This window comes from Lysobacterales bacterium (genome assembly GCA_016703225.1).
In the GTDB taxonomy this organism is placed as follows: Bacteria; Pseudomonadota; Gammaproteobacteria; order Xanthomonadales; family Ahniellaceae; genus JADKHK01.
Genome location: JADJCM010000001.1, coordinates 648051 through 672708 on the forward strand (window position 1 = coordinate 648051; position 24658 = coordinate 672708).

The 24658-nt window shown below is 66.8% G+C and carries 26 protein-coding genes; 6 read left to right on the plus strand and 20 right to left on the minus strand.

All coding sequences use genetic code 11. The features are described 5' to 3' along the window. Positions 1-4: 4 nt before the first annotated feature. From gspD to IPG63_02825, 14 genes are all read right to left on the minus strand, one after another. Positions 5-2410 carry a type II secretion system secretin GspD gene (gspD, locus tag IPG63_02760; protein ID MBK6726174.1) on the minus strand — a complete coding sequence of 802 codons (2406 nt, stop codon included), beginning with the start codon at positions 2408-2410 and terminating at the stop codon, positions 5-7. A gap of 12 nt (positions 2411-2422) precedes the next feature. Then, positions 2423-3130 (minus strand): hypothetical protein, encoded by a 708-nt coding sequence (locus IPG63_02765; GenBank protein ID MBK6726175.1) that lies wholly within the window; start codon positions 3128-3130, stop codon positions 2423-2425. Next, a complete protein-coding gene (locus tag IPG63_02770) occupies positions 3127-3753 on the minus strand; it encodes a hypothetical protein (GenBank protein ID MBK6726176.1) in 627 nt (208 codons plus the stop codon). The genes IPG63_02765 and IPG63_02770 overlap by 4 nt, the downstream gene beginning before the upstream one ends. After that, positions 3731-4882: a PilN domain-containing protein gene (locus IPG63_02775; GenBank protein MBK6726177.1), complete on the minus strand. Its 1152-nt coding sequence runs from the start codon at positions 4880-4882 to the stop codon at positions 3731-3733. The genes IPG63_02770 and IPG63_02775 overlap by 23 nt, the downstream gene beginning before the upstream one ends. Then, positions 4882-5766, minus strand: a complete 885-nt coding sequence (locus IPG63_02780) for a general secretion pathway protein GspK (protein MBK6726178.1) — start codon at positions 5764-5766, stop codon at positions 4882-4884. The genes IPG63_02775 and IPG63_02780 overlap by 1 nt, the downstream gene beginning before the upstream one ends. A gap of 1 nt (position 5767) precedes the next feature. Beyond that, positions 5768-6442 carry a prepilin-type N-terminal cleavage/methylation domain-containing protein gene (locus IPG63_02785; GenBank protein ID MBK6726179.1) on the minus strand — a complete coding sequence of 225 codons (675 nt, stop codon included), beginning with the start codon at positions 6440-6442 and terminating at the stop codon, positions 5768-5770. Next, positions 6442-6855 (minus strand): prepilin-type N-terminal cleavage/methylation domain-containing protein, encoded by a 414-nt coding sequence (locus IPG63_02790; GenBank protein ID MBK6726180.1) that lies wholly within the window; start codon positions 6853-6855, stop codon positions 6442-6444. The genes IPG63_02785 and IPG63_02790 overlap by 1 nt, the downstream gene beginning before the upstream one ends. Next, a complete protein-coding gene (locus IPG63_02795; protein ID MBK6726181.1) occupies positions 6855-7298 on the minus strand; it encodes a GspH/FimT family pseudopilin in 444 nt (147 codons plus the stop codon). The genes IPG63_02790 and IPG63_02795 overlap by 1 nt, the downstream gene beginning before the upstream one ends. 29 nt (positions 7299-7327) lie before the next feature. After that, on the minus strand, positions 7328-7756 hold the full coding sequence (gspG, locus tag IPG63_02800; protein ID MBK6726182.1) for a type II secretion system major pseudopilin GspG: 429 nt from the start codon (positions 7754-7756) through the stop codon (positions 7328-7330). A gap of 3 nt (positions 7757-7759) precedes the next feature. Continuing rightward, positions 7760-8974 (minus strand): type II secretion system F family protein, encoded by a 1215-nt coding sequence (locus tag IPG63_02805; GenBank protein MBK6726183.1) that lies wholly within the window; start codon positions 8972-8974, stop codon positions 7760-7762. Between the two features lie 39 nt (positions 8975-9013). After that, the gene (gspE, locus tag IPG63_02810; protein ID MBK6726184.1) at positions 9014-10756 is read right to left on the minus strand and encodes a type II secretion system ATPase GspE; all 1743 of its coding nucleotides are present in this window, start codon (positions 10754-10756) and stop codon (positions 9014-9016) included. Then, the gene (locus tag IPG63_02815) at positions 10753-11463 is read right to left on the minus strand and encodes a hypothetical protein (protein ID MBK6726185.1); all 711 of its coding nucleotides are present in this window, start codon (positions 11461-11463) and stop codon (positions 10753-10755) included. The genes gspE and IPG63_02815 overlap by 4 nt, the downstream gene beginning before the upstream one ends. A 4-nt stretch (positions 11464-11467) precedes the next feature. Next, positions 11468-15304, minus strand: a complete 3837-nt coding sequence (purL, locus tag IPG63_02820; GenBank protein ID MBK6726186.1) for a phosphoribosylformylglycinamidine synthase — start codon at positions 15302-15304, stop codon at positions 11468-11470. Between the two features lie 127 nt (positions 15305-15431). Further along, positions 15432-16157, minus strand: coding sequence for a thioredoxin fold domain-containing protein (locus tag IPG63_02825; GenBank protein ID MBK6726187.1), 726 nt, complete (start codon positions 16155-16157; stop codon positions 15432-15434). A gap of 309 nt (positions 16158-16466) precedes the next feature. On the opposite strand from IPG63_02825, the gene IPG63_02830 reads away from it, so the two are divergent. Both IPG63_02830 and IPG63_02835 read left to right on the plus strand, forming a co-directional pair. Then, the gene (locus IPG63_02830) at positions 16467-16736 is read left to right on the plus strand and encodes a BrnT family toxin (GenBank protein ID MBK6726188.1); all 270 of its coding nucleotides are present in this window, start codon (positions 16467-16469) and stop codon (positions 16734-16736) included. Positions 16737-16741: 5 nt separating this feature from the next. Further along, positions 16742-16987 carry a BrnA antitoxin family protein gene (locus IPG63_02835; GenBank protein ID MBK6726189.1) on the plus strand — a complete coding sequence of 82 codons (246 nt, stop codon included), beginning with the start codon at positions 16742-16744 and terminating at the stop codon, positions 16985-16987. 48 nt (positions 16988-17035) lie between these two features. Here the strand turns inward: IPG63_02835 and xerD are convergent, their stop codons facing one another. Then, the gene (xerD, locus tag IPG63_02840; GenBank protein MBK6726190.1) at positions 17036-17947 is read right to left on the minus strand and encodes a site-specific tyrosine recombinase XerD; all 912 of its coding nucleotides are present in this window, start codon (positions 17945-17947) and stop codon (positions 17036-17038) included. Between the two features lie 29 nt (positions 17948-17976). Between xerD and IPG63_02845 the strand changes: the two genes are divergently transcribed. After that, a complete protein-coding gene (locus IPG63_02845; protein MBK6726191.1) occupies positions 17977-18417 on the plus strand; it encodes an RDD family protein in 441 nt (146 codons plus the stop codon). Between the two features lies 1 nt (position 18418). Here IPG63_02845 and lptG read toward each other — a convergent pair whose 3' ends face one another. Next, positions 18419-19501 (minus strand): LPS export ABC transporter permease LptG, encoded by a 1083-nt coding sequence (lptG, locus tag IPG63_02850; GenBank protein MBK6726192.1) that lies wholly within the window; start codon positions 19499-19501, stop codon positions 18419-18421. Beyond that, positions 19498-20586 (minus strand): LPS export ABC transporter permease LptF, encoded by a 1089-nt coding sequence (gene lptF / locus IPG63_02855; GenBank protein MBK6726193.1) that lies wholly within the window; start codon positions 20584-20586, stop codon positions 19498-19500. The genes lptG and lptF overlap by 4 nt, the downstream gene beginning before the upstream one ends. Positions 20587-20740: 154 nt before the next feature. Between lptF and IPG63_02860 the strand changes: the two genes are divergently transcribed. The 3 genes from IPG63_02860 to IPG63_02870 are packed head-to-tail and all read left to right on the plus strand — an operon-like array spanning position 20741 to position 23177. Beyond that, positions 20741-22210 (plus strand): leucyl aminopeptidase, encoded by a 1470-nt coding sequence (locus IPG63_02860; GenBank protein MBK6726194.1) that lies wholly within the window; start codon positions 20741-20743, stop codon positions 22208-22210. A gap of 3 nt (positions 22211-22213) precedes the next feature. Further along, entirely contained in the window at positions 22214-22636 is a 423-nt protein-coding gene (locus tag IPG63_02865; GenBank protein MBK6726195.1) for a DNA polymerase III subunit chi, read from the plus strand. 43 nt (positions 22637-22679) lie between these two features. After that, positions 22680-23177, plus strand: a complete 498-nt coding sequence (locus IPG63_02870) for a hypothetical protein (GenBank protein ID MBK6726196.1) — start codon at positions 22680-22682, stop codon at positions 23175-23177. Positions 23178-23183: 6 nt separating this feature from the next. On the opposite strand, the gene IPG63_02875 is transcribed toward IPG63_02870, so the two are convergent. The 3 genes from IPG63_02875 to IPG63_02885 are packed head-to-tail and all read right to left on the minus strand — an operon-like array spanning position 23184 to position 24628. After that, on the minus strand, positions 23184-24011 hold the full coding sequence (locus IPG63_02875; protein MBK6726197.1) for a polysaccharide deacetylase family protein: 828 nt from the start codon (positions 24009-24011) through the stop codon (positions 23184-23186). An 18-nt stretch (positions 24012-24029) separates the two neighbouring features. Continuing rightward, complete coding sequence (locus IPG63_02880; protein MBK6726198.1) at positions 24030-24380, minus strand: type II toxin-antitoxin system ChpB family toxin; 351 nt, start codon at positions 24378-24380, stop codon at positions 24030-24032. Then, on the minus strand, positions 24374-24628 hold the full coding sequence (locus IPG63_02885) for an AbrB/MazE/SpoVT family DNA-binding domain-containing protein (GenBank protein MBK6726199.1): 255 nt from the start codon (positions 24626-24628) through the stop codon (positions 24374-24376). The genes IPG63_02880 and IPG63_02885 overlap by 7 nt, the downstream gene beginning before the upstream one ends. Between the last annotated feature and the right edge of the window lie 30 nt (positions 24629-24658).

Sequence of the window (24658 nt, forward strand, 5' to 3'; positions counted from 1 at the left end):
GGTGTTACTCCTTCTTCCTGAGTTCGTCATTCTGGCGCTTCAGCAGGGGTTTGAGGCCCTTGAATCGAGAACGATAGTCTTCGGTGAGCTCGGCTGCGGACTCGGCGCTGTCGATCACGGTGGGCGTGATCAGCACCAGCAGTTCCTGCCGCGTGGTTCCGGTATCCGTCGAGCCAAACAATCTGCCGATCAGCGGAATCTTGGACAGACCGGGCACGCCCTTTTTGCCATCCAGGCGCGTTTCCTTGATCAAGCCGCCGAGAAGCACGGTTTCACCGCTTTGCACCGCGATCTCAGTTTCGATCGAGCGTCGGTCCACCGGGACATTTCCGGTGGCGTCCTGGGTCTCACCCGGCGTGCTCTCTTCCTGCGAGATCTCCATGTACACGAGGCCGCCTGGATTCACGCGCGGGGTGACGTTGAGCTTGATACCGGTGTCGCGAAATTGGACGTAGCTGCTGGGATTGTATCCGCCTACGCCGGTTCCAGTTCCGGTGCCATCGGTGCCACCACCGACTGCCGAACCGTAGGGAGAATTGAGCACCGCGCTGACCACCGGGATCTGCTTGCCGACATTGATCGATGCATCCTTGTTGTTCAGCACGACCAGCGAGGGCGCGGAAAGCACCTGCACGCTCGATTCGTTTTGCAGCGCGGTGATCAAGGCCTCCGCCTCCACGTTCAGGAATGTCCAAGCCAAACCCGCGCTACCGGCAGTGCCGCTGTGACTACTCCAGACATCGCGCGCCGGGTTCAGGCGGCGCGCAGCGTGATAGGCAGCGTTGGCTCGATTATTCAGGGCATTTTCGAAGAACCACTCAACACCCATCGTCAAGCCATTGCTCAAGTCGACCTGAAGAATCTTGGCTTCGATATGCACCTGCAAGGGCACAATGTCGAGGCGCTTGATGGCGCCGAGGATGGCGTCGTATTCACCGGCGGTGGCGCGGATCATCAAGGCATTGCTTTCCTCGATCGAGGTGATGCGGATCTCGTCGCTCTGCACAATCGCGATGCCATCGGCGGGCGTGGCTCGTGCCGGTGTCGGCGCGCGCGGCGCCTCCTGTTTCTTGTCGGAACTCTTGATCTCGACCGACTCGATGCCGGGCACCACGCCGCCGACACCGCGTGGCTGGTTCGACGCCGAACTGGCGCGCGCCTGGCCGGTGAAGATTTCGGTGAGCTTGTCGGCGAGATCGACCGCCTTGACGTTCTTGACGTAGTACACGTAGAGCTGGCTGCCTGACTCACTACCGCCGCGATCGAGCTTGCGCAGCCATTCCTCGGCATCATCGAGATAGTCGGGCTGCGGCGTGATCACCAGTACCGCGTTGATGCGCTCGATCGGCAGGAAGCGGAACAGGCCAGCGAGCGGGGTCGGGCCACCCTCGCCGAAGATCTTCTCCATTTCCGGCACCACGGTGCTGGCTTCGACGCGTTCCAGCGGAAACACGCCGACCGACATGCCCGCAAGCCAGTCGACGTCGAAGATCTCGATGGTCTGCAGATAGGCCTCGAGGTCGGAGCGGATGCCGGCGATCAGGATCATCGAGCGGGTGTTGTCGGCCTTGATGATCGAGCCCTGGCGCGCATAGGGCTGCAGGGTTTCCTGCATGGCGGTGGCGGAGATGTATCGCAGCGGCACGACTCGGATTTCGTATCCACGCGCTTCTGCGGCCGGACCCATGCGCGGAATCAAATTGCCGGGGATCGCCTGCGCCACCGGCAGCACCGTGTAGCGGCCGTCCTTGTAGACGAGGGTGGCGTTGTTCCAGGCAAGCAGCATCTCCAGCACGCCCATGGCCTGGTCCATGCTGATCGGCTTGGCGGTGGCGAAGGTGACCTGCCCCTGGATTCCGGGCGCGACCACGTAGTTATGCCCCAGCAAGTCGCCGAGGATGGCCTTGATCACGGCTTGCAGCGACTCGGCTTCGAAATTGAAGACCACGTCACCGGCGGCGGCCGGATCCTCCGGACGTCTGGCGGCGGCCTCCTCATTGAGGAAGACGCCAGTGCCACGCTGCACCGCGCGGCGCGAATCCACTTCGGCCTCGGCATCGCCCGGCGTGGTCGCCGAGACCAGAGCGCCCTGCGCGCCAGAAACAGGCGCCTCCGGTGCGGGTGCCACTGGTTCGACAACCGCTGCCGGTTCCGCGACGGGAGTCGGTTGTGCCGGTTCCGCCAGCGATGTCTCGGCAGCGACCACGGCCGGTGGCGCCGCGATTGCGGCCTCGGCCGGGACCTGCGGCGTTGGCTCGGCAAGCACCGGAGCCGGGGTCGCCGGAGTCGCTGCCACTGACTGCGCCGCAGCAGCGGCCGGTTCGCCAGGGCTGCCATCGGCGATCGCCAGCAGCGGCCAGACCAAGGCGGCGCCGGCCAGCATCAGGTTTCGGATTGCGTGTTTGGGCACGTCGCTACTCCATCAATTCGTCTGTTCCGAGCGCATGCGCTCGGCTTCTTCACGCAACTGGCGGCGACGCTCTTCGATGCGTCGCCGAATCTCTTCGGCATGGGCCTGGCTGGATGCGTCCGAGGCCGCTGCCGCAAGCGGAGTCACCGGCTCACTCGGCTTGCCGCCTGCGGCTGCAGCGGCTGCCGGCTGCATCTGCACGCCTGCGGCCGACGCCTCGCTCACCGCCAGTTCCAGCGCCTGGCGACCCAGGCCCTGACCTTCGAAGGTGGCACCGCGTGGACTGACTTCGACCAGCGTCCAGCCATTTTGTTCACCGGGCAGAGGTCGGCCGAGTCGAACCACTTCCGAGACCCCGGTGTTGTTGTCCTTGACGATCGCGAGCTTCACCCCAGGGGTGATGATCACACTGGTCAGGGTGGCGTTCAGGGGTGCCGCGGTGGCTTCGCCCGAATTCTCCCCGGTGCCCGCCGCACTTTCGATCGGTGTCGGTTTGCGGTCTTCGTTGAAGATCGGCCGGTCCAGCACGATGGCGTAGTCGCTCCAGGATGGCAGCTTGAAGGACTCGCGCTGCAGCGCCAGCGGCGCCGCGGCGCTGCCGCGCTGTGCCGGCGGCAGTCGATGGCCGGAGCCGATCCCGAAGCGCTGTGCGACATCGAGGCTGCCGAAGATCGCGGCCAGCGACAACAAGCCCGCGCCAATGCGTCGCGCCGGAGTCATGGCTTGCGTCCTTCGGTGGCGCGGGCGGGACCGGCCTTGCGGATGAACCCGAACAGGTCGAAGCGGATGTCGAGATAATTGCTGAGCTTGTTCTGACCTGGCACCAGGTAACCCTGCTGGCGGAAGATCGCCAGTTCCTCGACAAACAGCACCGGACTCGCGCTTTCGAGGTCGTACAGGATGCCCGCGAACGGCTCCAGGTCGCAGCGCAAACGCACCTTGATGACCACGCGCTCGAACGGGTCTGGCTCGGTGGAGCGCGAATACTGGTTCATGATGATCTGGCAGCGCTGCGGATCGGGCGCGTGGCTGGCGACGATCTGCTTCAGGCGCTGGGTCAGGCCGGCGGCGGCGGCATCGAAGTCGCCCTCGGGCAGGAAAGCCGGGTTGCCAGCCTCGTACTCGCGAACGTCGGCCAGTTGCCGGTCGATCAGCGGCTTCTGGTCGGCCTTGGCCTTGAAGCGGGCATATTGGTCGCGCAGATCGGACATCTCGTCGGCGATGACCAGATGGCGCTCGGTGAACCACCAGTGGACGCCGAACAGATACACCAGCGCCACTGCGATCAGCGCCAGCAGCAGGGCGAGGAAACGGCCGTTCTCAGCCTTGGGCAGGAGCTGCATCGGCGCCCTCCACGGCCTTGGCCCGGGCGCGCGCCTGGATCATGAACTGCTCTTTCTGGGTGCGCTGGTCGGGGGTGATCGCGCCCTGCAAAGCCGGTCCCTCGATCAGCGCCGACTTCTGCAGAATGGTGATCAGTGCCGAAGCTTCGCTGCTGACGCCCTGGATCTGGACCTCGCCGCGATTGATCGACAAGCGCTGCAGCGCGGTGTTTTCGGGCAGGCGCTCGGTCAGGTCGCGGATCAGATCAATGGTGACCGGGTGCGACTGCTTTTTTTCGTTGAGGAAATTGGCGCCGGACACGGCTTCGCCGAGTTCCTTTTCGAGCCCACCGACCCGCTTCGCTTCGACGCGCACGCGATCGACCTCGGCCTGCAGGTTGGCGAGCGCAAGCTCGCGGTTGTGGATGGAGGTGGACATCGCGCTCCAGGCGAGCAGCAACACCAGCGCGACCAGGGCCCAGTTCACCAGCCGCTCGCGTTGCGAACGTTCGGCCCGCAACTCCAGCGGCAGCAGGTTGTAGCCGCTGCGCGCGCCTTCGGGCAGCAAGGTATCAACCGCGTCGAGTGCGAGCCCAGCCGCCTGCATCGGCGCGAGCGCGGCATCCACGGCGGCGCGCGGGGCGACCAGCACATCGAGGCCGATCTGCTTTGAGACCGGATCGCGCTGCGTGATGCGATGGTCGAAACGCACCTGGTCGGGCTTGAACGGCGTTTGCCGATCCATCTCGAACGCCAGCACCTGGGCCAGATTGTCCTCTGCCGCCAGCGGCAGGGTCAGGTGCCGGTCGAGCACGCCGCGGCGGTCGAGCACCAGCACCAGATCGGCCGGCACCTCTACGCGCCGTCGCAAAGCATCGACGGTGTCGCGCAGCAGTTCCGGAGCGGCATCCGCCGCGAGCATTTGCTCGTCGGCTGCGTCCCGCGCCGGCAGCCGCCGGATCGCCCAGCCGCCGTCGGCCAAGCGCGCGATGCGCAGTTCGTCGCGCCGCTCGACCAGCAGGTTGCGGACGCGCTCCGGCAACAGCGCGGCCAGCTCGCCGCCCCACCATTGCAGGAACCGGCGCAAGCCGCTGTTGCGATAGGCCGTGCGCCAGCGCGCGAAGCGCTTGCTGAAGATGTTCTGGGGCATCAACCGGCGCTCCCTTCGCGCCACTGCAGGATGGTGTAGGCGCGTGCGCCGGCGGCGCCGCCCAGTCGGATCGTGGCATCCACTTGGGTCCACGCACCGTTCGGCAAGGTGGCCTTCGATCGCACAGTATAGGTGACCCCGCCCCCGCCGGTCAGCAGCGGCGTGCCATCGGGCAGGGTCAGGGTGGCGCTGGCCGGATCGCCCGGCTGCACCTGCGAGCGCATCGCGATCAGCTGGTCGGCCAGCTCCGGGGTCATTCCCGGGAAACTCATCAGCACATTGCGCGAAGCCGCGCCCGCACCCGGGACCGAGGAACCACCCCAGATGGTCAGGTCGGGTTCGAGCTTGCGGAACAGCTCGTAGTCCATGCCCATGACCTGCTGCAACTCGCCCACGGTCTGGAAACCGGCATCGGCGGCGCCGTAGGGGTAGTCCTCGCGTTCGTAATCGGCGTCCTCGGCACCCATCGGCTGGGTCAGATCATCGGCATCGCGCCAGTCCAGGACCGCGTCGGAGATCTGCTGTGCCAGATCCTGGTCGAGTCCGGAACTGGCGAGGAAGCGCTGCAGCACCTGGCCGTCCACGGCATTGAGATCGATCTTGCCGGATTCGTCCTGGATCTCCACCGAGATCTTCGCGCCCTCGAATTCGAAGGCGTAGGCGCGGCCGTCGCCGGCCCAGCGCGTCAGCGGGTCGGGATTGCGCAGCTCCCAAACCGCGCGCGAGATGCCCGCCTCGGCCATGTAGCGGGCGCGCGTCGAATCGGCCAGATGCCGCGCCTGCAAGCCCTCGGTACGTGCGATCACGGCGAAGCCCGCGAGCAGCACCGCCAGCAGCAGCAGCACCCAAATGACCACGATGAAGGCGATCCCGCGCTGGCGCATGTCAGCCCCCCGCCTGGTTCATCGAGCCGTAGAACGGATCATGGAACCCGGCAGTGGCGGCATTGGCCAGCACCGGCACCACGATGTCCGGCCAGATGTAGCCGCTGCGCTCCTCCATCTCGAACTTCATGCGCACCAGCACCGGTTGCGTGCCGGGTTCATCCCACTCCTCCTCCCAGTCGCCAAGCTTGCCGGTTTCGTCCAGACCACGGTATTCGAAGCGGGCGCTGCGGATTCCCTCGATCAGTACCACCGGTTCGTGCTCGGCATCGCGATGTTCGTCCGGGTCGTAGCCGTTGAGCAGTTCGTGCGCGAACACCAGCTCGCGCCCGCCGCCACGCGCCGGGCGCAGTTCGAAGGTCTGCAGGTAGGCGCCGCCGCGACTGAGGTAACCGGGCATCGGCGCAACGAAACGCATCGACTCGCCCTCGCCTTCGAAGGTACGGGTTTCGCCAGTGGTGCTGTCCATCGGATAGGGCAAGGCCAGCGCGTTGCGGATCTGGCGACGGATGAACTCCTGCGCGACGCGCACGCGATTGGTGCGATCGATCAGCGCCTCGCCGCTGTGCGCGGCCTTGGTCGCGGTCGAGATCCCGGCCCAGGCAGCAGCCATCAACATGCCGAGCAGCAGGATCGCCAGCAGCAACTCGACCAGAGTGAAACCGCGCGCGCGCATCAGCCGTTCACTCCGGGCTGGACTGCGCGCACGGTGACGAACTTCGCGCTGCGCTCGGCGCCGCTCGGCCCCCAGCGCACCACCAATTCGATGCGATACATCTCGATCAGCGAGGCGAACTCGAAGGGGGCGGCATCGGCGGGCGGCTCCCACTCGCTCACCTGCAGATCCCAGCGATAGCGGTCGTTGAACTTGCCGCTGTCGGCGCCAACTTCGATTTTCTCGTCAACCCCCATGGCATCGATCAGGCTCTGCGCCCAAAGCGCCGCTTCGGTCTGCTCCGCGGCCCTGCGCGCATTGCGCAAACTGCTCGATGTAATTTCCATCATCACGCCAAAGCCGAGCGCGAACACGACGAAGGCCGCGAGCAGTTCGATCAGGGAAAACCCTCGCTGGCGTCGACGGTGCTGCATCAGCGATCTTCCTCGATGCGGACTTCGCCGGTGAGCCAGGCGATCTCGACGCGCCACTCGTGGCGGTCGCGGGTCAGGGTCACGCGCCCGCCGCTGGAGCTGCCGTCCGGAAAGAACCGGATCATGCCCTTGCTATCGCCGGTCTGTTCGGTTGCAGCGGTCAGCAATTTCATCTGCAACTCCTCGGGCAACTGCACCGGATTCTTGCCCGGCACCTGGTAGGTGCGTGCTTCGACATCGATTTCGAGCGATCGTTCCTCGCCTTTCACGATGGCCAGACCGCGCGTCTGGCGCAGTGCCGCAGTCAGGTCGCGCACTGCGGCACGGATCTTGGCGCCGGCCAGGCTGCCGCTGATCGACAAAGCCGCGGTTCCGGCGACGATCGCGATCAGCATCAGCACCGCGACCAGTTCCACCAGCGAAAACCCGCGTTGCCGACGCATGACTCACTCCCGATCCGCGACGACCGGGATCACTCCCAGTTGCCGATGTCGCGCGCCCACTTCTCGCCGCCGGGCTGACCGTCTGCGCCCAGCGAGATCACGTCGAAATCACCGTGTTCACCGGGGGCCTTGTATTCGAATTCACGCCCCCAGCCGTCCTTCAGATCGGAGTCGCGCGCATAGGGGCCCGCCCAATTGTCGGCGTTGCCCGGCTTGCTGATCAGATCCTTCAATTGCTCGGGTGGACGCCCAACGTCGAGCGCGTAGGACTCGACCTTGGCGCTGACCGAGCTGACCTTGGTCTTGGACGCCTGCCATTTGCCCTTCTCCGCCTGCCCGAACACCTTGGGCACGACAATGCCGGCGATGATGCCGAGCAGCATGATGACCGCGAGCAGCTCGACCAGGCTGAAGCCGCGGGCGCGGTTGGAACGGTTGCTAATTCGATTGAGCTGCATGGTTCACTCCACTAAAGAACTCATATCCAGGATCGGCAGGATGATCGCGAGCATGATCATGCCGATCATCACCGCCATCAACACTGTCAGCGCCGGCACAAGCGCAGCGAGCAGGCGCTCGACCGAGTTGCGCACGTCGGTGTCGTAGGTATCCGCCACTTTCATCAGCATGCCGTCGAGCTCGCCGGCTTCCTCGCCGACCGCGATCATCTGCAGCGCCAGACGCGGAAACTTCTTGCTCGCGCCGAGCGCGAAGGCCAGCCCGGAGCCGGTCTTCACCTCGTTCGCCGAGGCTTCGACCGCAGCGGCCAGCACAGTGTTCCCGAGCACGTTCTTGGCGATCGACAAGGCATTCAGCAAGGGCACGCCGTTCTGCAGCAGGGTGCCGAGCGTGCGCGCCAGGCGCGCGGTCTCGACCTTCTGCGCCAATTCGCCGATCTTGCCGAAGGCAAGCAGGCGCGCTTCCCACAACGCCCGCGATTCCGGCTTCGACCACTGCTGGTTCATCCACCACACGCCGGCGCCGAGGGCGATCAGCATCAGCCACCAGAACCCCTGCAGCGCCCCGGCGATCGCGAGCACGACTTTGGTGATCAGCGGCAGATTGTCGCCGAGCTCGGTAAAGATCGGCTCGAAATTCGGCACCACATAGACCATCAGCGTGACCAGGGACAGGATCACCATGCCGATCAGGATCGCCGGGTAGATCAGCGCATTGACCACCGTGCCCTTGAGCTGGCGTGAGCGCTCCAGATACTCGGCCAGGCGCCTAAGCGTATCGGTCAGCGAGCCGGAGACCTCACCGGCGCGGACCATGTTCACGTACAGGCGCGAGAACACGCCGTGCTGTTGTTCCAGCGCCGTGGACAAGGTGCTGCCGCCGCGCACCGCGTCCTTGATGCGCTCGACCATGCGCCGCCCTTCCTCGCTGTCGGGCTGCTCCGAGAGCATGTGCAGCGCGCGATCCAGCGGCTGTCCCGCGCCCAGCAGGGTGCCAAGTTGCTGGGTGAAGCCGACGATCTGCGCCTGGCTCATGGCCGACCGACGCAGGAGTTGCTCCAGATTGAAGCCGCCACCGGCGCCCGCCTCGACCGCTTCGATCGGCAGATTGCCGGCGTCTTGCAGGCGCAGCACGACCTCGTCGCGCGAGGCCGCTTCCATCTGCCCATTCAGCGTCTCGCCGGTGGGCGCCACCGCCTTGTAGCGATACAGCGCCATCAGCGCGCTCCGCGTTCAGCACGGGGCCGGCGCATCGAATCAGGATTCCTGGCAGACACGCATCACTTCCTCGATGGTGGTGACGCCGGCCAGAGCCTTGACCAGTCCATCCTCGTACATCGTGCGCATGCCTTCTTCGCGTGCGGCCTTTTCGATCACGCCCATGTCGGCGTGCTTCATCACCAGCCTCCGGATCGGATCGCTCATGACCAGGAACTCCATGATCGTAGTGCGTCCGAGATAGCCGGTCGGGGTCAGGTTCGAGGGCGTCGGCTTGAACAGACGGATCGGGCGCTCGTCGGTGAACGACTCAAGATTGAACTCCTGCACCACCTCGGGCAGGGCGACATAGGGTTGCGCGTTGCCGGCTTCGACGCGGCGCACCAGTCGCTGCGCGAGGATGCCGTTCACGGTCGACGACAACAGATAGTCCTCGACGCCCATGTCGAGCAGGCGGGTGATGCCGCCGGCAGCGTTGTTGGTATGCAGCGTGGACAGCACCAGGTGTCCGGTCAGCGCCGACTGGATCGCGATCTTCGCGGTTTCCAGATCGCGCATTTCGCCGATCATGATGATGTCCGGGTCCTGACGCACGATCGAGCGCAATGCATGCGCGAAATCGAGGCCGATCTGCGGCTTGGCCTGGATCTGGTTGATGCCCTCGATCTGGTACTCGACCGGGTCTTCGACGGTGATGATCTTGACGTCGGGCGTGTTGATTTTGCTGAGCGCGGTGTACAGCGTGGTGGTCTTGCCGGAGCCGGTGGGGCCGGTGACCAGCATGATGCCGTGCGGCAGGTTCAGGACTTCAAGGAAACGCGGCAGGAACTGGTCGGTGAAGCCGAGCTTGTGGAAGTCGAGCACGACCGATTCGCGGTCGAGGATACGCATCACCACCGACTCGCCGTAGCTGGTCGGCACCGTGCTCACGCGCAGGTCGAGTTCTTTGCCTTGCACGCGCAGCATGATGCGGCCGTCCTGCGGCAAACGACGCTCGGCGATGTTGAGCTTGGCCATGATCTTGACGCGCGAGATCACCGCCGCGGTCGAGCTCGCCGGCGGCGACTCGACCTCTTCGAGCACGCCATCGATGCGGTAGCGCACCTTCAGTCGGTTCTCGAACGGTTCGATGTGGATATCGGACGCCCGCGCCTCGACCGCGCGCTGGATCACCAGGTTCACCAGACGGATGACCGGCGCCTCCGAGGCCAGGTCGCGCAGGTGTTCGACATCGTCCTCGGAACGGGTGGCGTCGTCGGACAGGTTTTCGACGATGGTGCCCATCGCGGAGCGCCCGGACCCGTAGTAGCGCTCGATCAGGTCGTCGATCTCCGAGCGCAGCCCGACGCGGACATGCACGTCCTTGCCAGTGGCCAGGCGCATCGCCTCGGTCGGGTACGGGTCCTGCGGTTCGGCGACGAGCAGGCTGATGTAGTGCTCGTCCTCGCCGATCGGCACCACGTGGTACTGCTTCAGGAAGCGCGTCGACACCTGCACGTTCGGCGGCGGCGCGTCCGGGCATTCCTTGGCCGCGAGCAACGGCAGCTTCATCACCTCGGCCAGCGCCTCGGCGGCATCGCGTTCGGAAACCAGCCCGAGGCGCGTCATCAGCGAGATGAAATCACCCTCGGGGTTTTCCTCATGCAGACGCTTGGCACGGCCGAGATCGGCTTCCTTGAGCCGACCGCGCGCGATCATCTGCGCGCTGATGCGCTCGTCGAAGCTCGGCTCTGCGACGGCAGACGCTTCGGCGACCTGGGCTTCGGTTTCGGATTCGGTCATGGCGAACTCGGAGGCGGTGACTGCGTTGGACCATCCTGACCGGCCTCGGGTTCCGGCTCAAGCGGCATCGAGTTGCGCACCTGCTCGATGAACTTGCGATTGAACAGCGCCCACACGATCAGCGCACCGAGCGTCGGCAGCACCAGCCGCGAGAACTGGAAGAACAGCGCGATGAACTCGAGGTTCACGCCATGCGTCTGCGCCAACTGCAGCCCGGCCGGGCCGAGGTCGATGAACAGGGTCTTGCCGACATAGATCACGGTCGAGAAGACATGGAACGGAATCAGCATCAGCCAACCGACCAGGCAATAGAGCAGGCGGCGCGCGAAACTGCGGTCGTCGTCCGGCGTCGCCAGCATCAGTCCCCAAAGCACGGCCACGCCGTAGCTGTAGAGCAGCACGTTGACGTCGGCGATCGCCGCCGGAATCTGTCCCGGTGCCAGTTCCATGCCCGGTGGCGGCGGCACGATCGCGGTGATTTCGAAATGGTGGAAGTTCTGCCGCCACGAATGCACGACGCCGGGCAGCCACCACTCGACCACCCGATGCCCGAGCCGCGATACCGGCCAGGTCACCACGCTGCGCAGGAAGAACCACAGGAAGAACGCCATCGGCATCCATAACGCGCACAGCGCGAAGAACAGCTTCAGCGATACCGGCTGCGGCGGCTCGCTCGCGCTGGGCACTGCGGGATTCTGTTCGGTCATGTCTTCAGCCCAACCAGACGCGCGCATTGCGGAACATGCGCAACCACGGCGACGCTTCACCGAAGGTGCGCGGCGACCAACTCATCTGCGCCGATCGATGCACGCGCTCCGGGTGCGGCATCAGGATCGTGACACGGCCATCGGCAATGGTGAATGCCGTGGCGCCGCCAGGCGAGCCATTCGGGTTGGCCGGATAGTGCTCGGTCGGCGCGCCCGCGGCATCGACGAAGCGCATCACCGCGAGCGCCTGCGCCGCATGTTCGGGCGCGTCGAACTCGGCGCGACCCTCGCCATGCGCGACCGCGATCGGCGCGCGCAGGCCGGCCATGCCGGCGAACAGAATGGACGGCGAATCGATCACCTCGACCAGGCTGGCGCGACCCTCGAACTGCTCCGAGCGATTGCGACGGAAGCGCGGCCAGTGTTCGGCACCGGGCACCAGGTGCTTGATCGACGCGAACATCTGGCAGCCGTTGCAGACGCCAAGCGCGAATTTGCCGCGATCCGCGAAGAAGGCCGCGAACTGCTCGGCAAGATCGCCGTGATAGAGGATCGATGACGCCCAGCCACGGCCGGCGCCGAGGACGTCGCCATAACTGAAGCCGCCGCAGGCGGCGAGGCCATGGTAATTCGCCAGCCGGTCGTGGCCCTCGATCAGGTCGGTCATGTGCACATCGAAGCAGTCGAAGCCGGCGCGGGTGAACGCCGCCGCCATCTCGACCTCCGAGTTCACGCCTTGCTCGCGCAAGATCGCGACCTTGGGCCGCGCGCCGGTGGTGATGAAGGGCGCGGCGATGTCCTGTTCCGGATCGAAGGACACGTGGGCCGACAGCGCGTGCGCACCCGCCAGCACCGACTCGCGCTCTTCCTCAGCGCAGCCAGGATCGTCGCGGCGCAGCTGCATGGCATGGCTGACGGAGTGCCAGATCGCGAACAAGTCGGCGAGTGCGTGATCCGACAGCGTCGCGTCGGCACGCTGCACGCGGATGCGCGCGTCGGCTCGCGGCGTGGCCAGTGGATGCGCGATCGCGGCCAGACCGTGCCGCGCGAGCACGTCCACGAACGCAGCGCGATCGTGATCGGACACCTGCACCAGCACGCCGAGTTCCTCGTTGAACAACTCTGCCAGCACGTCGTGCCGCACCTCGATGTCGAGGCCGCAGCGGGTCGCGAACGCCATCTCGCACAGCGCTGCGAAGACGCCACCATCGGAACGGTCATGCCAGGCACGCAGCAACGGGCGCAGTTCGACGAGGGCGTCGAAGAAACGGCGAACCAAGCCGGCATCGTCCAGGTCCGGTGCGCTGTCGCCAAGCTGGTTGAAGCACTGCGCCAGGATCGAGCCGCCGAGACGGGTCTTGCCGGCACCGAGGTCGATCAACCAGATCGAGCTCGCGCCGAGATCGCTGCGCAGCTGCGGCGTCAGCGCGCCGCGCACGTCGTCGACGCGGGCAAATACCGACACGATCAGGGACACCGGCGACACCACGCGGTGTTCGCGGTCGTCGTCGCGGAACACCGCCTGCATCGACAACGAGTCCTTGCCGACCGGGATCGACAGCGATAATGCCGGGCAAAGTTCCATGCCGACCGCCTTGACCGCCGCGAACAGTGCGGCGTCTTCGCCCGAGTGGCCGACGGCAGCCATCCAATTCGCCGATAGTTTGATGTCCTCAAGGCGCGCAATCGGTGCCGACAGCAGATTGGTCAGCGCTTCGCCGACCGCCATGCGCGCCGAGGCAGCGGCGTCGATCAATGCCAGCGGTGTGCGCTCGCCGATGGCCATGGCCTCGCCAACGTGGCCGGAGAAATCGAGCAGAGTCAGCGCGGCATCGGCGACCGGCACCTGGAACGGGCCGACCATCGAATCACGCGCGCACAGGCCACCGACCGAGCGATCGCCGATCGTGACCAGGTAACTCTTGCTCGCAACCGAGGGATGCGCGAGCACGCGCCGGATCGCTTCGTCGAGGGTGACGGCGGCGAGATCCAGCGCGCGCAGCGTGGGCGCGACATGCCGGGTGTCACGATGCATCTTCGGCGCTTTGCCGAACAGCACATCGAGCGGCAAATCGATCGGTGCATCGCCGAGCAGATCGTCGCGCACGGTCAGATGGCGCACCGCAGTGGCGTGGCCGACGATGGCATGGATGCAGCGCTCGCGCCGGCAGATCGCCTCGAACTCGGCCAGTCGCTCGGGGCGCACGCCGAGCACGTAGCGCTCCTGCGCTTCGTTGCACCAGATCTGCATCGGGCTCATGCCCGGCTCGTCGTTGGGAATCTTGCGCAGGTCGATCTGGCCGCCGACCGCGGAGTCATTCAGCAGTTCGGGAATGGCATTGGACAATCCACCGGCACCGACATCGTGGATGCTGACGATCGGATTCGTATCACCCATCGACCAGCAGCGGTCGATGACTTCCTGGCAGCGCCGCTCCATCTCCGGGTTGTCGCGCTGCACCGAGGCGAAGTCGAGCGCTTCACTCGAGGCCCCCGAAGCCACCGACGAGGCGGCGCCGCCCCCGAGGCCGATCAACATCGCCGGGCCGCCGAGCACGATCACGGCGTCGCCCTCCTGCAGGCGCTGCTTCTCGACATGCGTCGCCTTGATGTTGGCGAGCCCGCCGGCGAGCATGATCGGCTTGTCATAGCCGCGCGTCAGCGTCTCGTGTTCGCGATGCTCGAAGCTGCGGAAGTAGCCGAGCAGGGCCGGGCGTCCGAACTCGTTATTGAACGCGGCGCCGCCGAGCGGGCCGTCGCGCATGATCTCGAAGGCGCTGGCCATGCGCGGCGGCGTGTTGCGTTCCTGCTCCCAAGGCGCGGGTGCGCCCGGGATGCGCAGGTGCGACACGGTGAATCCGGTGAGCCCGGCCTTGGGCTTGGCGCCGCGGCCGGTGGCACCTTCGTCGCGGATCTCGCCACCGGCACCGGTGCTGGCGCCGGGAAACGGCGAGATCGCGGTCGGATGGTTGTGCGTCTCGCACTTGATCGCGAACGCGGTGTCTTCGCGCAGGGTCCGCCAACGACGCGTCGACGGATCGGCCTGCATGCGCTCGGCGCCGCCATTGGCGATCACTGCGGCATTGTCGTGGTAGGCCGAGAGGGTTCCGGCGGGCGTGGTCGCGTGCGTGTGCTTGATCATCTGGAACAGCGACTTCGGCTGGTCCTCGCCGTCCACGCGCCAGCTGGCGTTGAACACCTTGTGCCGGCAATGCTCGGAGTTCGCCTGCGCGAACATCATCAATTCGGCGTCGGTCGGATCGCGCCCGAGACGCGCGTAGGCAGCTGCGAGGTAATCGATTTCGTCGCCACTCAACGCCAGCCCGAGTTCGGCGTTGGCGGCTTCGAGTGCCATGCGGGCCTGATCAGCGAGCGCGACGCGCGCGAGCGGCCGCGCCGACTCGTGGCGAAACAGGGCGGCGACTGCGGCGGTGGAGTCGAACAGTGACTGCGTCATCGGATCGTGCAACGCGCGCTGCACGCGCGTGCGCGCCTCGGCGCCAAGCACGGACAAACCGCGGACGCGATAGCGCATGCCGCGCTCGACGCGATCCAGTGTCAAACCGGCGCCACGCAGGATGTCGGTGGCCTTGCTCGCCCACGGGGAGATGGTGCCGAGCCGTGGCAACACCAGCACGTCATCGCCGAGCAGCGGCGCGGCTTCAACGCCGGCGTCGAGCAGTTCGGCGTAGCGCGCCGGGGCCGCGCCGTCGGCGCCATCGATCGCGAACACGACGCGCGCTTCCAGCAGGCTCACCTCTGCGCCCGCCGCAGCCAGCAGCGCGGCCAACCGATCACGCCGGAACGCGGACAGGGTTTCGCGGCCGTCGAGCAGGATCATCGGAAGCACCAGAAAAAATGGGCGGCAAGGATAGCCGATCGCCTGGAATCGCCGGCGGGCGCGGGGCGGCGGAAAAAATGACGCCGCCCGGGGGCGGCGTCTGCAGGCCTGTGGTCCAGGACGGCGGTTACTTGGTCGCCAGATCGAGCGCGGTAAGCCGCTCCAGCATCTGCGCCGGGGCGAGATAGCCGCCGATCTGCGAACCATCGCGCGCGACGATCATCGGCGTGCCGTTGACGCCGAGCTTCTGGCCGAGCTCGAAGTCCTCGGCGATCGGGTTGTCGCAGGTCTTCTTTTCCTGCTCGACGCCGGCTTTGGCGTCGGTGAAGGCCTTGTTGCGGTCGGCGGCGCACCACACCGTCACCGCCTTGTCGTACGAGGGAGTGTTCAGGCCCGAGCGCGGGAAGAACAGGTAGTCGACGGTGATGCCGAGGTTGTTGTACTCGGCGATCTGCTGGTGCAACTTGCGGCAGTAGCCGCAGTCGATATCGGTGAAGACGATGACGCGATGCTTCTCGGCCTTGGCCGGGAATGAAATCAAGCGGTTCTTCGGTACGCCGGCGAGGGCGGCCTGGCGCATGCCCGACTTCTTTTCTTCGGTCAGGTCGCGCTTGTTGGCGATGTCGTAGACCATGCCCTGCACCAGGTACTTGCCGTCGGCGCTGACGTACAGCACCTGCCCAGACAAGGTGACCTCGTAGAAACCGGTCAACTTCGACTCGACCAGGGAGTCGATCTGGGCGCTCGGCACCAGGGTCTTGATCGCTTCGCGCACCTTGGCCTCGCTGGCTGCGTCCGCCTGGACCGTGGCGCTGGCGGCGATCGCCAGGGAGAACAACACACGCTTGAACATCGGGGAAATTCCTTGGAATGATGGGGCCGCCATCGGCAACGGCGCCGCTACAGACCGGCGCCCGCGGAAAAAGTTCACGGCGGACCCGGCATTGTTGCAGAGCACATCGCCTGCGGCCAAGCGACCGCGACCGACGCGCCGAACGCCTTCCAGCCCAGCCGCCTCGGCTCCACCGGTCGCCCTCGGCGGCCCCGTCCACGTGAGCAGCGATTGCCGGCACCGATGTGTTGGCGAGCTCCCGGCGAGCAAGCACTGCGATCACGAAGCAGGGGTTTGACGAGTATGCACGTCGTGCATACACTTCCGCGCATGCAGTTCGAATGGGACGAAGCCAAGCGCCAAGCGAACCTGCGCAAGCACGGCGTCGACTTCGCGGATGCAGTGGGCGTCTTGTATGACGACCATGCAATCACCCGCCCAGACCCGGACAGCACTGGAGAAGCACGCTCAATCACAATCGGTCTGGGATCGAGCCTGCGTATCCTGTTGGTGGTCTGGACGGAACGCCGCGGCGAGATCTACCGCCTGATCTCAGCCCGCCGAGCCAGCCCCGGTGAAATTCGCCAATACCAGGAGTAGCCAGCATGCGTGACGAATACGATTTCAGCTCCGGCAAGCGCGGCCCGGTCCTCAGCGAACCGGGCAAGGAGCGCATCACAATCCGCATCGATGCTGACATCCTTGCCTGGTTCCGCGAGCAGGTGAAGGGCGGTGGCAATTACCAGACCCTCATCAACGACACGTTGCGTGCTGCGGTCCTGGCCGAAGACGCGCCACTCACCGTGCGCAAGCTCCGCGAAGTGCTTCGGCAGGAACTGCACGCTGCTTAGGCAGATCCACGCGGCCAGAACGCACGCTGAGCGATCTGGCCAAGTGCCTCACCCCCGCGGATGGTGCTCGGCGTGGAGGCGCTTGAGGCCTTCGCGGGCGACCAGGGTGTAGATCTGGGTGGTGGAAAGGTCGCTGTGGCCGAGCAGCATCTGCAGCACGCGCAGGTCCGCGCCATGGTCCAGCAGGTGGGTCGCGAAGGCATGGCGCAGGCCGTGCGGGGAGATCGGGCGGTGGATGCCGGCGCGCGCGGCGAGAGTCTTTACGATGAGCCAGAACGTCTTGCGCGAAAGCGCGCTCTTGCGCGCAGTCACGAACAGGCTCCTGCTGGCACCGTCCCGCAGCAACAGCGGGCGCGAATCGGCGACGTAGCGGCCAAGCCAGTCGAGCGCGACCTCGCCGATCGGCACCAATCTGTCCTTCTCGCCCTTGCCGCGCACGCGCAGCGCGCCCTGGCGCAGGTTCACCTGGTCGACGTCGAGGGTGACCAACTCGGTCACGCGCAGGCCGGTGGCGTAGAGCAGCTCCAGCATGGCGCGATCACGCAGACCGAGCGGCGTGTTGACATCGGGCGCCGCCAGCAGGGCCTCGACCTCACCTTCGCCGAGTGCCTTGGGCAGCGGCTTCGGCAGTTTGGGTGCATCGATCAGCGCAGTCGGATCGACATCGACGCGGCCGACACGCAGCAGCTGCCGGAAGAACAGGCGCAATGCCGACAACATGCGCGCACTGCTGCGCGCCGAGATGCCGGAGCGACCGCGCTCGGCCAGCACCGCGAACAGATCCTCGCGCGTCGCCGCGATCAATGCCCGGCCGCGCCGCGCGAGCAGACGATCGACCGCGAGCAGGTCGGCGCGATACGCCGCCAGGGTGTTCTTCGACAGCCCCTGCTCGGACCAGAGTTGCTCCAGCACCGAGCGGATCAGCGGGTCGTTCGGGCTGCTCGTGCGAGTCGCTACCATGCGCCCGACGATACCCAGAGCCCCCGACCTTGCAAACCGACGCCTCCGTTCCCGCGCCGCTGTGGCGCCGTGCCCTCGCCGCGCTGTACGACCTGTTGCCGCTCGCCGGCCTGCTGATGATCGCGACCGCGTTCGCGGTGCTGCTTGCGCGCCTGCTGCTGCCGGTCGAGCGTGTCGATCTGGTGCTGCGCGACGGCTGGCCGCGCGTCGCACTGCAGTCGTGGCTGGCAGCACTCACCGCTGCCTACTACGTGATCTCGTGGCGCCGCGGCGGCCAGACCATCGGCATGCGTGCCTGGCGCATCGCGGTGCGTAGTGATCGCGGCAGCTTGTCGCTGGGCGCAGCGCTGCTGCGCGCGCTGGTCGCGCTGTTCGTCCCGGGCCTGCTCTGGTGCCTGGTCGACCGCGAGCGGCGCGCGCTGCACGATCTCGCCGCCGGCACCCGCGTCGTCCATCTGCCGCGGCGCTGAATCAGAAACTGCGCCGCAGCCACAACCACGCGGCAGCGAACGCCAGCGTCGGCGACAGCAGATAGCCGATCGGCAAGGGCCCATCGGCGAGCTCGACCGAGGTGACCACGGCATTTTGCAGGTAGTAGAAGCCGATCGAGATGACCAGGCCAACGAACAGGCGCTTGCCGAAACCGCCCGAACGCAATGCCGAGAACGCGAATGGCATCGCCAGCAGCGCCGTGGCCAGCACCGCCAGCGGATAGCACAGACGCCCCCAGAACGCCGAGCGGAACTGCTGCGAGTCGAGTCCGTTGCGTTCCAGATAAGCGATGTGATCGCGCAACTCGACCATCGCCTGATAGCGCGGCCGCACCACCGACATCGCGATCAGTGCCGGGTCCAGCGCCACTTCCCAGCGCCAGTCGGCTTGTTGCTCGGGCACCACCGCGGCGGCGTCGAAACGGAAGCGCTGCACCTTGCTGAAGCGCCAGCCGCCGGTCTCGTGGCGGGCCTTTTCGGCACGCGTGATCGACTGCAGCCGGCCGCGGTCATCGAAACGGAACAGGCGCGCATCGATCAGCTCGACAGCACCGCCGATGAAGGCACCGCGGCGGGCATTGAGCAGGTCCTCGCCATCACGCGCCCAGATGCCGGAGGAGTTGCTGGTCACCAGGTCCTGCGACTTGGCGCCGATGGCCACGCCCTGGGCGGCGCGTTCGCCCCAGGGCGCGAGGGTCTCGCCGAGGCCGAACATCGCCAGCGCCAGCACCAGCAGCGGCAGCAGTGCGCCCGCGCACAGCCGTTGTTTGGACCAGCCGGCGGCGCGCAGCGCGGTGAGCTCGGAGGTTGGCGCGAGGCCGCCGAGCCCCATCGCACCGCCGATCGCGGCGGCCATCGGAAACAGTTCGTAGATGCGCCGCGGGATGGTGTAGGCGACATAGGTGACGGCCATGGTCAGGGTGTAGTCGCCGTTGCCGATCTCGTCGATCTCGCGCACGAACGCCGACAGCGCGTCGATGCCGAGGAACACCGCAAGCGCGAGCAAGGTCGCGCCGAGCACATGTCGCGCCACCAGACGGTCAGCGCGCTTCAGGCCGATCATGCGCGCACCGCCCGCGGCCGCGGCAGCCGCGCGCCGACCAGGTACAACGCCGCGAACACCGCAAGCGCGATCGCGTGTACCCACCACAAGCCGGCAGCCATCGGCACGCTGCCATCAGCGAGCCAGCCGCGCCCGAGCGCGAGCAGGTTCACGTAGACGATGTAGGCGAGCACGGCGATGATGGAGCGGCCGAAGCGCGGCTCGCGCGGCGCCGAGCGCGCCAGCGGAAAGGCAAGCAGGGCCAGCACCAGCGCCGACACCGGCATCGCCAGGCGCCAGTGCAGCTCGGCTTGGTCGGCGCGCTTGGTACTGGTGAGCAAGGCTGCGGTGTCGCGCCGCGTCTGCACGCGCTTGGGACCCTCGGCCTCGGGCTCGGGCAGGCGGATGTCGTTGCGCGCGAAACGCATGGCGCGAAAGTCGGGCCGATCCAGTCCACCCTCGACGCGAAATCCATCTTCCAGCCGCAGATAACGCTCGCGACCGGCGCGGTCGTTGTACAGCTCGCCCTTGGCCGCGGTGATGATGTCGAGCCGACCGTCGTTCTCGGACTGCACGAACAGGCGCGTGAAGCGGCGCCCGTCCGGCGTCATGGTGCCGATGTAGATCACCCCCATGCGCCCGGGTAGATCGACGAAGCGCCCGGCTTCCAGCCCGGCCACCAGCAGCGAACGGTTCGCGTCCTGCACCATCTCGTCGGCGAGCGCGAGTGCGCGCGGGTTGGCGACGAAGGTGATGCCGGCGAGCAACCCCAGCACCGGCAGCGCCAACCACAGCACCGGCTTCAACATCGCACGCAGGCGCAGACCGCTGGCCGCCAGCACTGCCACCTCGCTGTCGCGATAGAGCCGGCCATAGGCGAGCAGCACGGTCAGGAACAGGCCGAGCGGCAGGATGATGGCCAAACCATCGAGCGAACGCAGACCGACCTGGGCCAGCAGCAGACCAGCCGGAAAGCGGCCGCGCGCGATCTTGTTCAGCACATCGGTCAGCACACCGCCGAAGGTGACCAGCAGCAGCACGGCATTGACCGCCACGAAAGAGCGGAGCAGTTCGCGCAGCAGGTAGCGGTCGATGATGCGGGGCATCGGGCTCGGTCCGGGGTCGGGGCTTGGGACCGGTTTGCTAGACTGCCGGCCATGGCGCTGCCCTCGATCGAGGGCGGCGCGAGTCTATCAGGCGGCCCGCAGCCGCTTTCGCCCACAACGTGAATGGAAGTCACCGGCTTCCGCAGGACGCTGCATGAACCCCGAAATTGTTTCCCTGATCGCACAGCCGGCGCAGTGCGTCGCCGACCTGCTGGTGCTTGGCGTGTTCGAGGGTGGCGCCCTGCCCGCAGCGACCACGGAAGTGGATCTGTCCAGCGCCGGTGCCATTCGCGCGCGCATCGCCGCCGGCGATGTCGGCTGCAAGCCCAAGCAGCTCACGCGCCTGTACGACCTGCCCGGTGTTGCCGCGAAGCGCGTGCTGCTGGTCGGGCTCGGCGACGCCGCGCAGTTCGGCGCCGCGCGCTACATCGACGTGGTACGCGAGGCACTGAAGGCACTGCGCAGCGGACCGGCGCGACGCGTGGCGAGCTGGCTCGCTGAACTGCCGGTGCAGCAGCGCGACGCCGCCTGGGCGGTGCGCGAGCATGTGGTCGCGGCCGAGGCCGCGCTCTATCGCTACGACGCCACGCGCCGCAAGATCGACAAACCCGATGGTGTCACCGAACTGGCGATCGCGACGCACGACGAGACCAGCGTGCAGTCCGGCCGCGCCATCGCGCACGGCGTGCGCCGCACGCGCGAGCTCGGCAACCTGCCGCCGAACCTGTGCACGCCGCTGCACCTCGCCGACGTCGCCCGCGAGATGGCGCGCGACCTGGGCAAGGTCGAGGTCGAGGTGCTCGACCGCGCGCAGATGCAGGAACTGAACATGGGCGCCCTGCTCGGCGTCGCCCGCGGCAGCGCCAATGCGCCGCAGCTGATCGTGCTGCGCTATCGCGGCACGCGCGAGCGCAAGCCGGTGGTACTGGTCGGCAAGGGCGTCACCTTCGACACCGGCGGCATCAGCATCAAACCGGCTGCCGGCATGGACGAAATGAAGTACGACATGTGCGGCGCCGCGGCGGTGTTCGGCGCGATCGAGGCGAGCGCGCGCCTGGGGCTTCCCATCGATCTGATCGGCATCGTACCGGCGGTGGAAAACATGCCCGACGGCGACGCATCGCGCCCGGGCGATGTGGTGACCACGATGTCGGGCATCAGCGTCGAAGTCCTGAACACCGATGCCGAAGGCCGCTTGATCCTGTGCGACGCGCTCACCTACGCGCGCCGCTTCGAGCCGGACACGGTGATCGACATCGCCACCCTCACCGGTGCCTGCATCGTCGCGCTCGGCAAGCACGCCAGCGGCCTGATGACCAAGCACGACGATCTCGCCGACGAGTTGCTCGCCGCCGGCAGCGAAGTGCACGACCGTGCCTGGCGCCTGCCGTTGTGGGACGACTACCAGAGCCAGCTCGAGTCCGGCTTCGCCGACGTCGCCAACATCGGCGGCAAGAACGCCGGCGCGATCACCGCCGGTTGTTTCCTCGCACGCTTCGCCGAAGGCCTGCGCTGGGCCCATCTCGATGTCGCCGGCAGCGCCTCGGACGAAGGCCGCAAGGGCGGCGCGACCGGGCGTCCGCTGCCGCTGCTGATGCAGTGGCTGATGCAGAAGGTCGCCTAGGTCGTGGCGCGCGCCGACTTCTACCTGATCGACAAGCCGCGCTTCCGCGACAACCCGCTGCTGCTGGTCTGCGAGTTGGCAAGGCGCGCGCAGGACCAGCAGATCCCGACCCTGATCCACGCTCGCGACCGCGACCAGGCCGAAGCGCTCGACGCCCTGCTCTGGGACTTCGACCCGGACGCCTTCGTCCCGCACCAGCTCGCCGGCGACGAGGACGATGACCTGACGCCGGTGCTGATCGTCCCGCCTGACGTCGACAGCCCGTTGCGCGCACTGGTCATCAACTTGCGTGACAGCGCGGTCGCCGGCCAACCGGAAGCGGTCAAGGAAGTCGTTGCCGCCGACCCCGCCGAACGCGAGGGCTCGCGCGCCCGCTGGACCGAGTACAAGTCGCGTGGTTTCGAGTTGCGCAAGTTCGACATGTGATCACCATCCACCGCCGCCCGCAGCCGGTTCCACGAGAATACCCATGACGACGACCGTACCCGCGTCACTCGTTCTCACCGAGGTCAGCGATGCCTCGCCCTTCGCCGATCTGTTCCGGCGCAAGTTCGGCCATCCGCTGCCGGACTCCGGCGACCACTTCGTCGCCTTCCACCGCGATGCGCGCGGCGCGCTGTGGCCGTTGTCGTACCTGAACTACAATCGCTTCGGCGACATCCGCCTGGTCGGCGGTGGCTGCACCGACGGCAACGTCATTCGCGCCATGGCGCAATCCGAACGCGACGCGGTCCAGTCTTCCGGCGGCGTGCTGGTGCACCTGCTGCGTGCCGGCTTTCGCCACTTCGCCGCGGATTGCGATGCCTACTTCGGACACTGCGGCGATGCCCGCGCCTACGCGGTGGACCTGGCGGCCGGCTTCGAACCCACCGAGCACCAGTTCCTGCTGGTGCACTGGCACAAGCCGCTGCACGAGGTGCTGCGCCGGGCGCTGATCGCGAAAGCGCACGCGATCGGCGCGTTCTGACCCGAATCACGCTTCGAGTAGCTGCCCCAGTTCCTCGACGCTGCGCCAGTCGCGGCCGCAGACGAAGCGCGGCAGGTTCCAGCGGTCATCGCTTGCCGACATCGCACGCGGATCGGTGCCGAAGGCGGCGACGAGACCGTGATCGGTTCGCCGTCGCGGCAGGTAGTCGGTGCGCAGGAAGGCGGAACTCTGGCCATAGGGATAGGCAAACAGACTGGTGCGGCGCGTCGGCAGTGCCGCATCGAGCCAGCGGCTGGCCGCGACGATCTCGGCGTCGGCCACGGCCTCGGTGAACAGCCCATCGAAACGACCATCGGGCTCCTCGCCGAACGCCGACCGCGACAGCGTGTGGTGGTTGTGGTCGAAACTGTGCGACTCGATTCCGATCAGCCCCTCCGCTTCCGCTTGCGGCCACCATTCGTGTCCCCACCAGCCGAGCCCGAGCATGCAGGTCCGGTCGAGTTCGATGCGCGCTTGGGGCGACACGATCACGAAGCTGGTGGCGTGCACCGGCGCGCCGTGGCGAGCACGGAAGTCGCGCAGGATGCCGGCCATGCCGCGCTGTTGCCCGTGGCTCGGATGTTCAAGGTCATGCCAGTCGAACCAGGAGCCATCGTCGAAGCTGATCGCGCAGCAACGCTTGGGCAGCGCCCTGATGCCATCGCACACCGCCGCGACCGCCGCCCGCAGCGGCACGATCCGCCAACCGTGCGCATGCAGCCATTCCAGATCCGCCGCCAGTGCCACGTGATCGTTGTTGGCGTAGTCGCGACCGTCCACATTCATGCTGTGGTAGGTGAGCACCGGTATGTGATGGGTGTTGCGCTCGCTCACATCATGCTCCGCACCGACTCAATCAAGCAGGGCCTTCACCCGATCGAGAATCAACTCGATGAGGAGTGCTGGTGCGGTCTCGACGTGCTTGGCCCCGCGTGCGGCCAGGTCCATCACACGCAGATCGGTCAGCAGCACCACGCCCTGGGTATCAAGGCCGGTGCCGGTCAGCGAAACCGCGAATCCGCCGTAGCGGGCGAAGTTGCCACCTTGGGTGATCGGTGCGACCAAAGCACGCCCGATCGTCGCGTTGTACTCACTTGGCGTCAGTACCAGCACATGTCGGCGTCCCCGTTGCTCGCTGCCGCGTGTGGGCTCCAGATCCACAACCAGGATGTCGCCGCGCTCATATGGCCGACGCCTCACCACGGTTCGCTGCCGACCGGCTTCGCATTTTCCCAGGTGCCATCGGTCGGCGGCATCGGTGCCGTGGAATCGCAGCTAGCCAGCAACTCCGCCAAGCTCGGTCGCGGCGATTTCCTTGGCGCCAGCACCAGTTTGCCGCCGCGCGTAGTGAGCGCCATCGACTGACCGGCCGCGAGCCCGAGGTCCTTCACCACCGCAGCCGGGAAGGTCACGCCTACCGAGTTCCCCATCTTGCGAACCGTCAGTTCCATCGCCGCACCGTCAAATAGTGTTTGACGACA

Coding starts and splice junctions, on each gene's coding strand:
- IPG63_02765 (MBK6726175.1), bottom strand. CDS start 3,130: ATGACTCCGGCGCGACGCATTGGCGCGGGCTTGTTGTCGCTGGCCGCG.
- IPG63_02770 (MBK6726176.1), bottom strand. CDS start 3,753: ATGCAGCTCCTGCCCAAGGCTGAGAACGGCCGTTTCCTCGCCCTGCTG.
- IPG63_02775 (MBK6726177.1), bottom strand. CDS start 4,882: ATGCCCCAGAACATCTTCAGCAAGCGCTTCGCGCGCTGGCGCACGGCC.
- IPG63_02780 (MBK6726178.1), bottom strand. CDS start 5,766: ATGCGCCAGCGCGGGATCGCCTTCATCGTGGTCATTTGGGTGCTGCTG.
- IPG63_02785 (MBK6726179.1), bottom strand. CDS start 6,442: ATGCGCGCGCGCGGTTTCACTCTGGTCGAGTTGCTGCTGGCGATCCTG.
- IPG63_02790 (MBK6726180.1), bottom strand. CDS start 6,855: ATGCAGCACCGTCGACGCCAGCGAGGGTTTTCCCTGATCGAACTGCTC.
- IPG63_02795 (MBK6726181.1), bottom strand. CDS start 7,298: ATGCGTCGGCAACGCGGGTTTTCGCTGGTGGAACTGGTCGCGGTGCTG.
- gspG (MBK6726182.1), bottom strand. CDS start 7,756: ATGCAGCTCAATCGAATTAGCAACCGTTCCAACCGCGCCCGCGGCTTC.
- IPG63_02805 (MBK6726183.1), bottom strand. CDS start 8,974: ATGGCGCTGTATCGCTACAAGGCGGTGGCGCCCACCGGCGAGACGCTG.
- gspE (MBK6726184.1), bottom strand. CDS start 10,756: ATGACCGAATCCGAAACCGAAGCCCAGGTCGCCGAAGCGTCTGCCGTC.
- IPG63_02815 (MBK6726185.1), bottom strand. CDS start 11,463: ATGACCGAACAGAATCCCGCAGTGCCCAGCGCGAGCGAGCCGCCGCAG.
- purL (MBK6726186.1), bottom strand. CDS start 15,304: ATGATCCTGCTCGACGGCCGCGAAACCCTGTCCGCGTTCCGGCGTGAT.
- IPG63_02825 (MBK6726187.1), bottom strand. CDS start 16,157: ATGTTCAAGCGTGTGTTGTTCTCCCTGGCGATCGCCGCCAGCGCCACG.
- IPG63_02830 (MBK6726188.1), top strand. CDS start 16,467: ATGCAGTTCGAATGGGACGAAGCCAAGCGCCAAGCGAACCTGCGCAAG.
- IPG63_02835 (MBK6726189.1), top strand. CDS start 16,742: ATGCGTGACGAATACGATTTCAGCTCCGGCAAGCGCGGCCCGGTCCTC.
- xerD (MBK6726190.1), bottom strand. CDS start 17,947: ATGGTAGCGACTCGCACGAGCAGCCCGAACGACCCGCTGATCCGCTCG.
- lptG (MBK6726192.1), bottom strand. CDS start 19,501: ATGATCGGCCTGAAGCGCGCTGACCGTCTGGTGGCGCGACATGTGCTC.
- lptF (MBK6726193.1), bottom strand. CDS start 20,586: ATGCCCCGCATCATCGACCGCTACCTGCTGCGCGAACTGCTCCGCTCT.
- IPG63_02860 (MBK6726194.1), top strand. CDS start 20,741: ATGAACCCCGAAATTGTTTCCCTGATCGCACAGCCGGCGCAGTGCGTC.
- IPG63_02870 (MBK6726196.1), top strand. CDS start 22,680: ATGACGACGACCGTACCCGCGTCACTCGTTCTCACCGAGGTCAGCGAT.
- IPG63_02885 (MBK6726199.1), bottom strand. CDS start 24,628: ATGGAACTGACGGTTCGCAAGATGGGGAACTCGGTAGGCGTGACCTTC.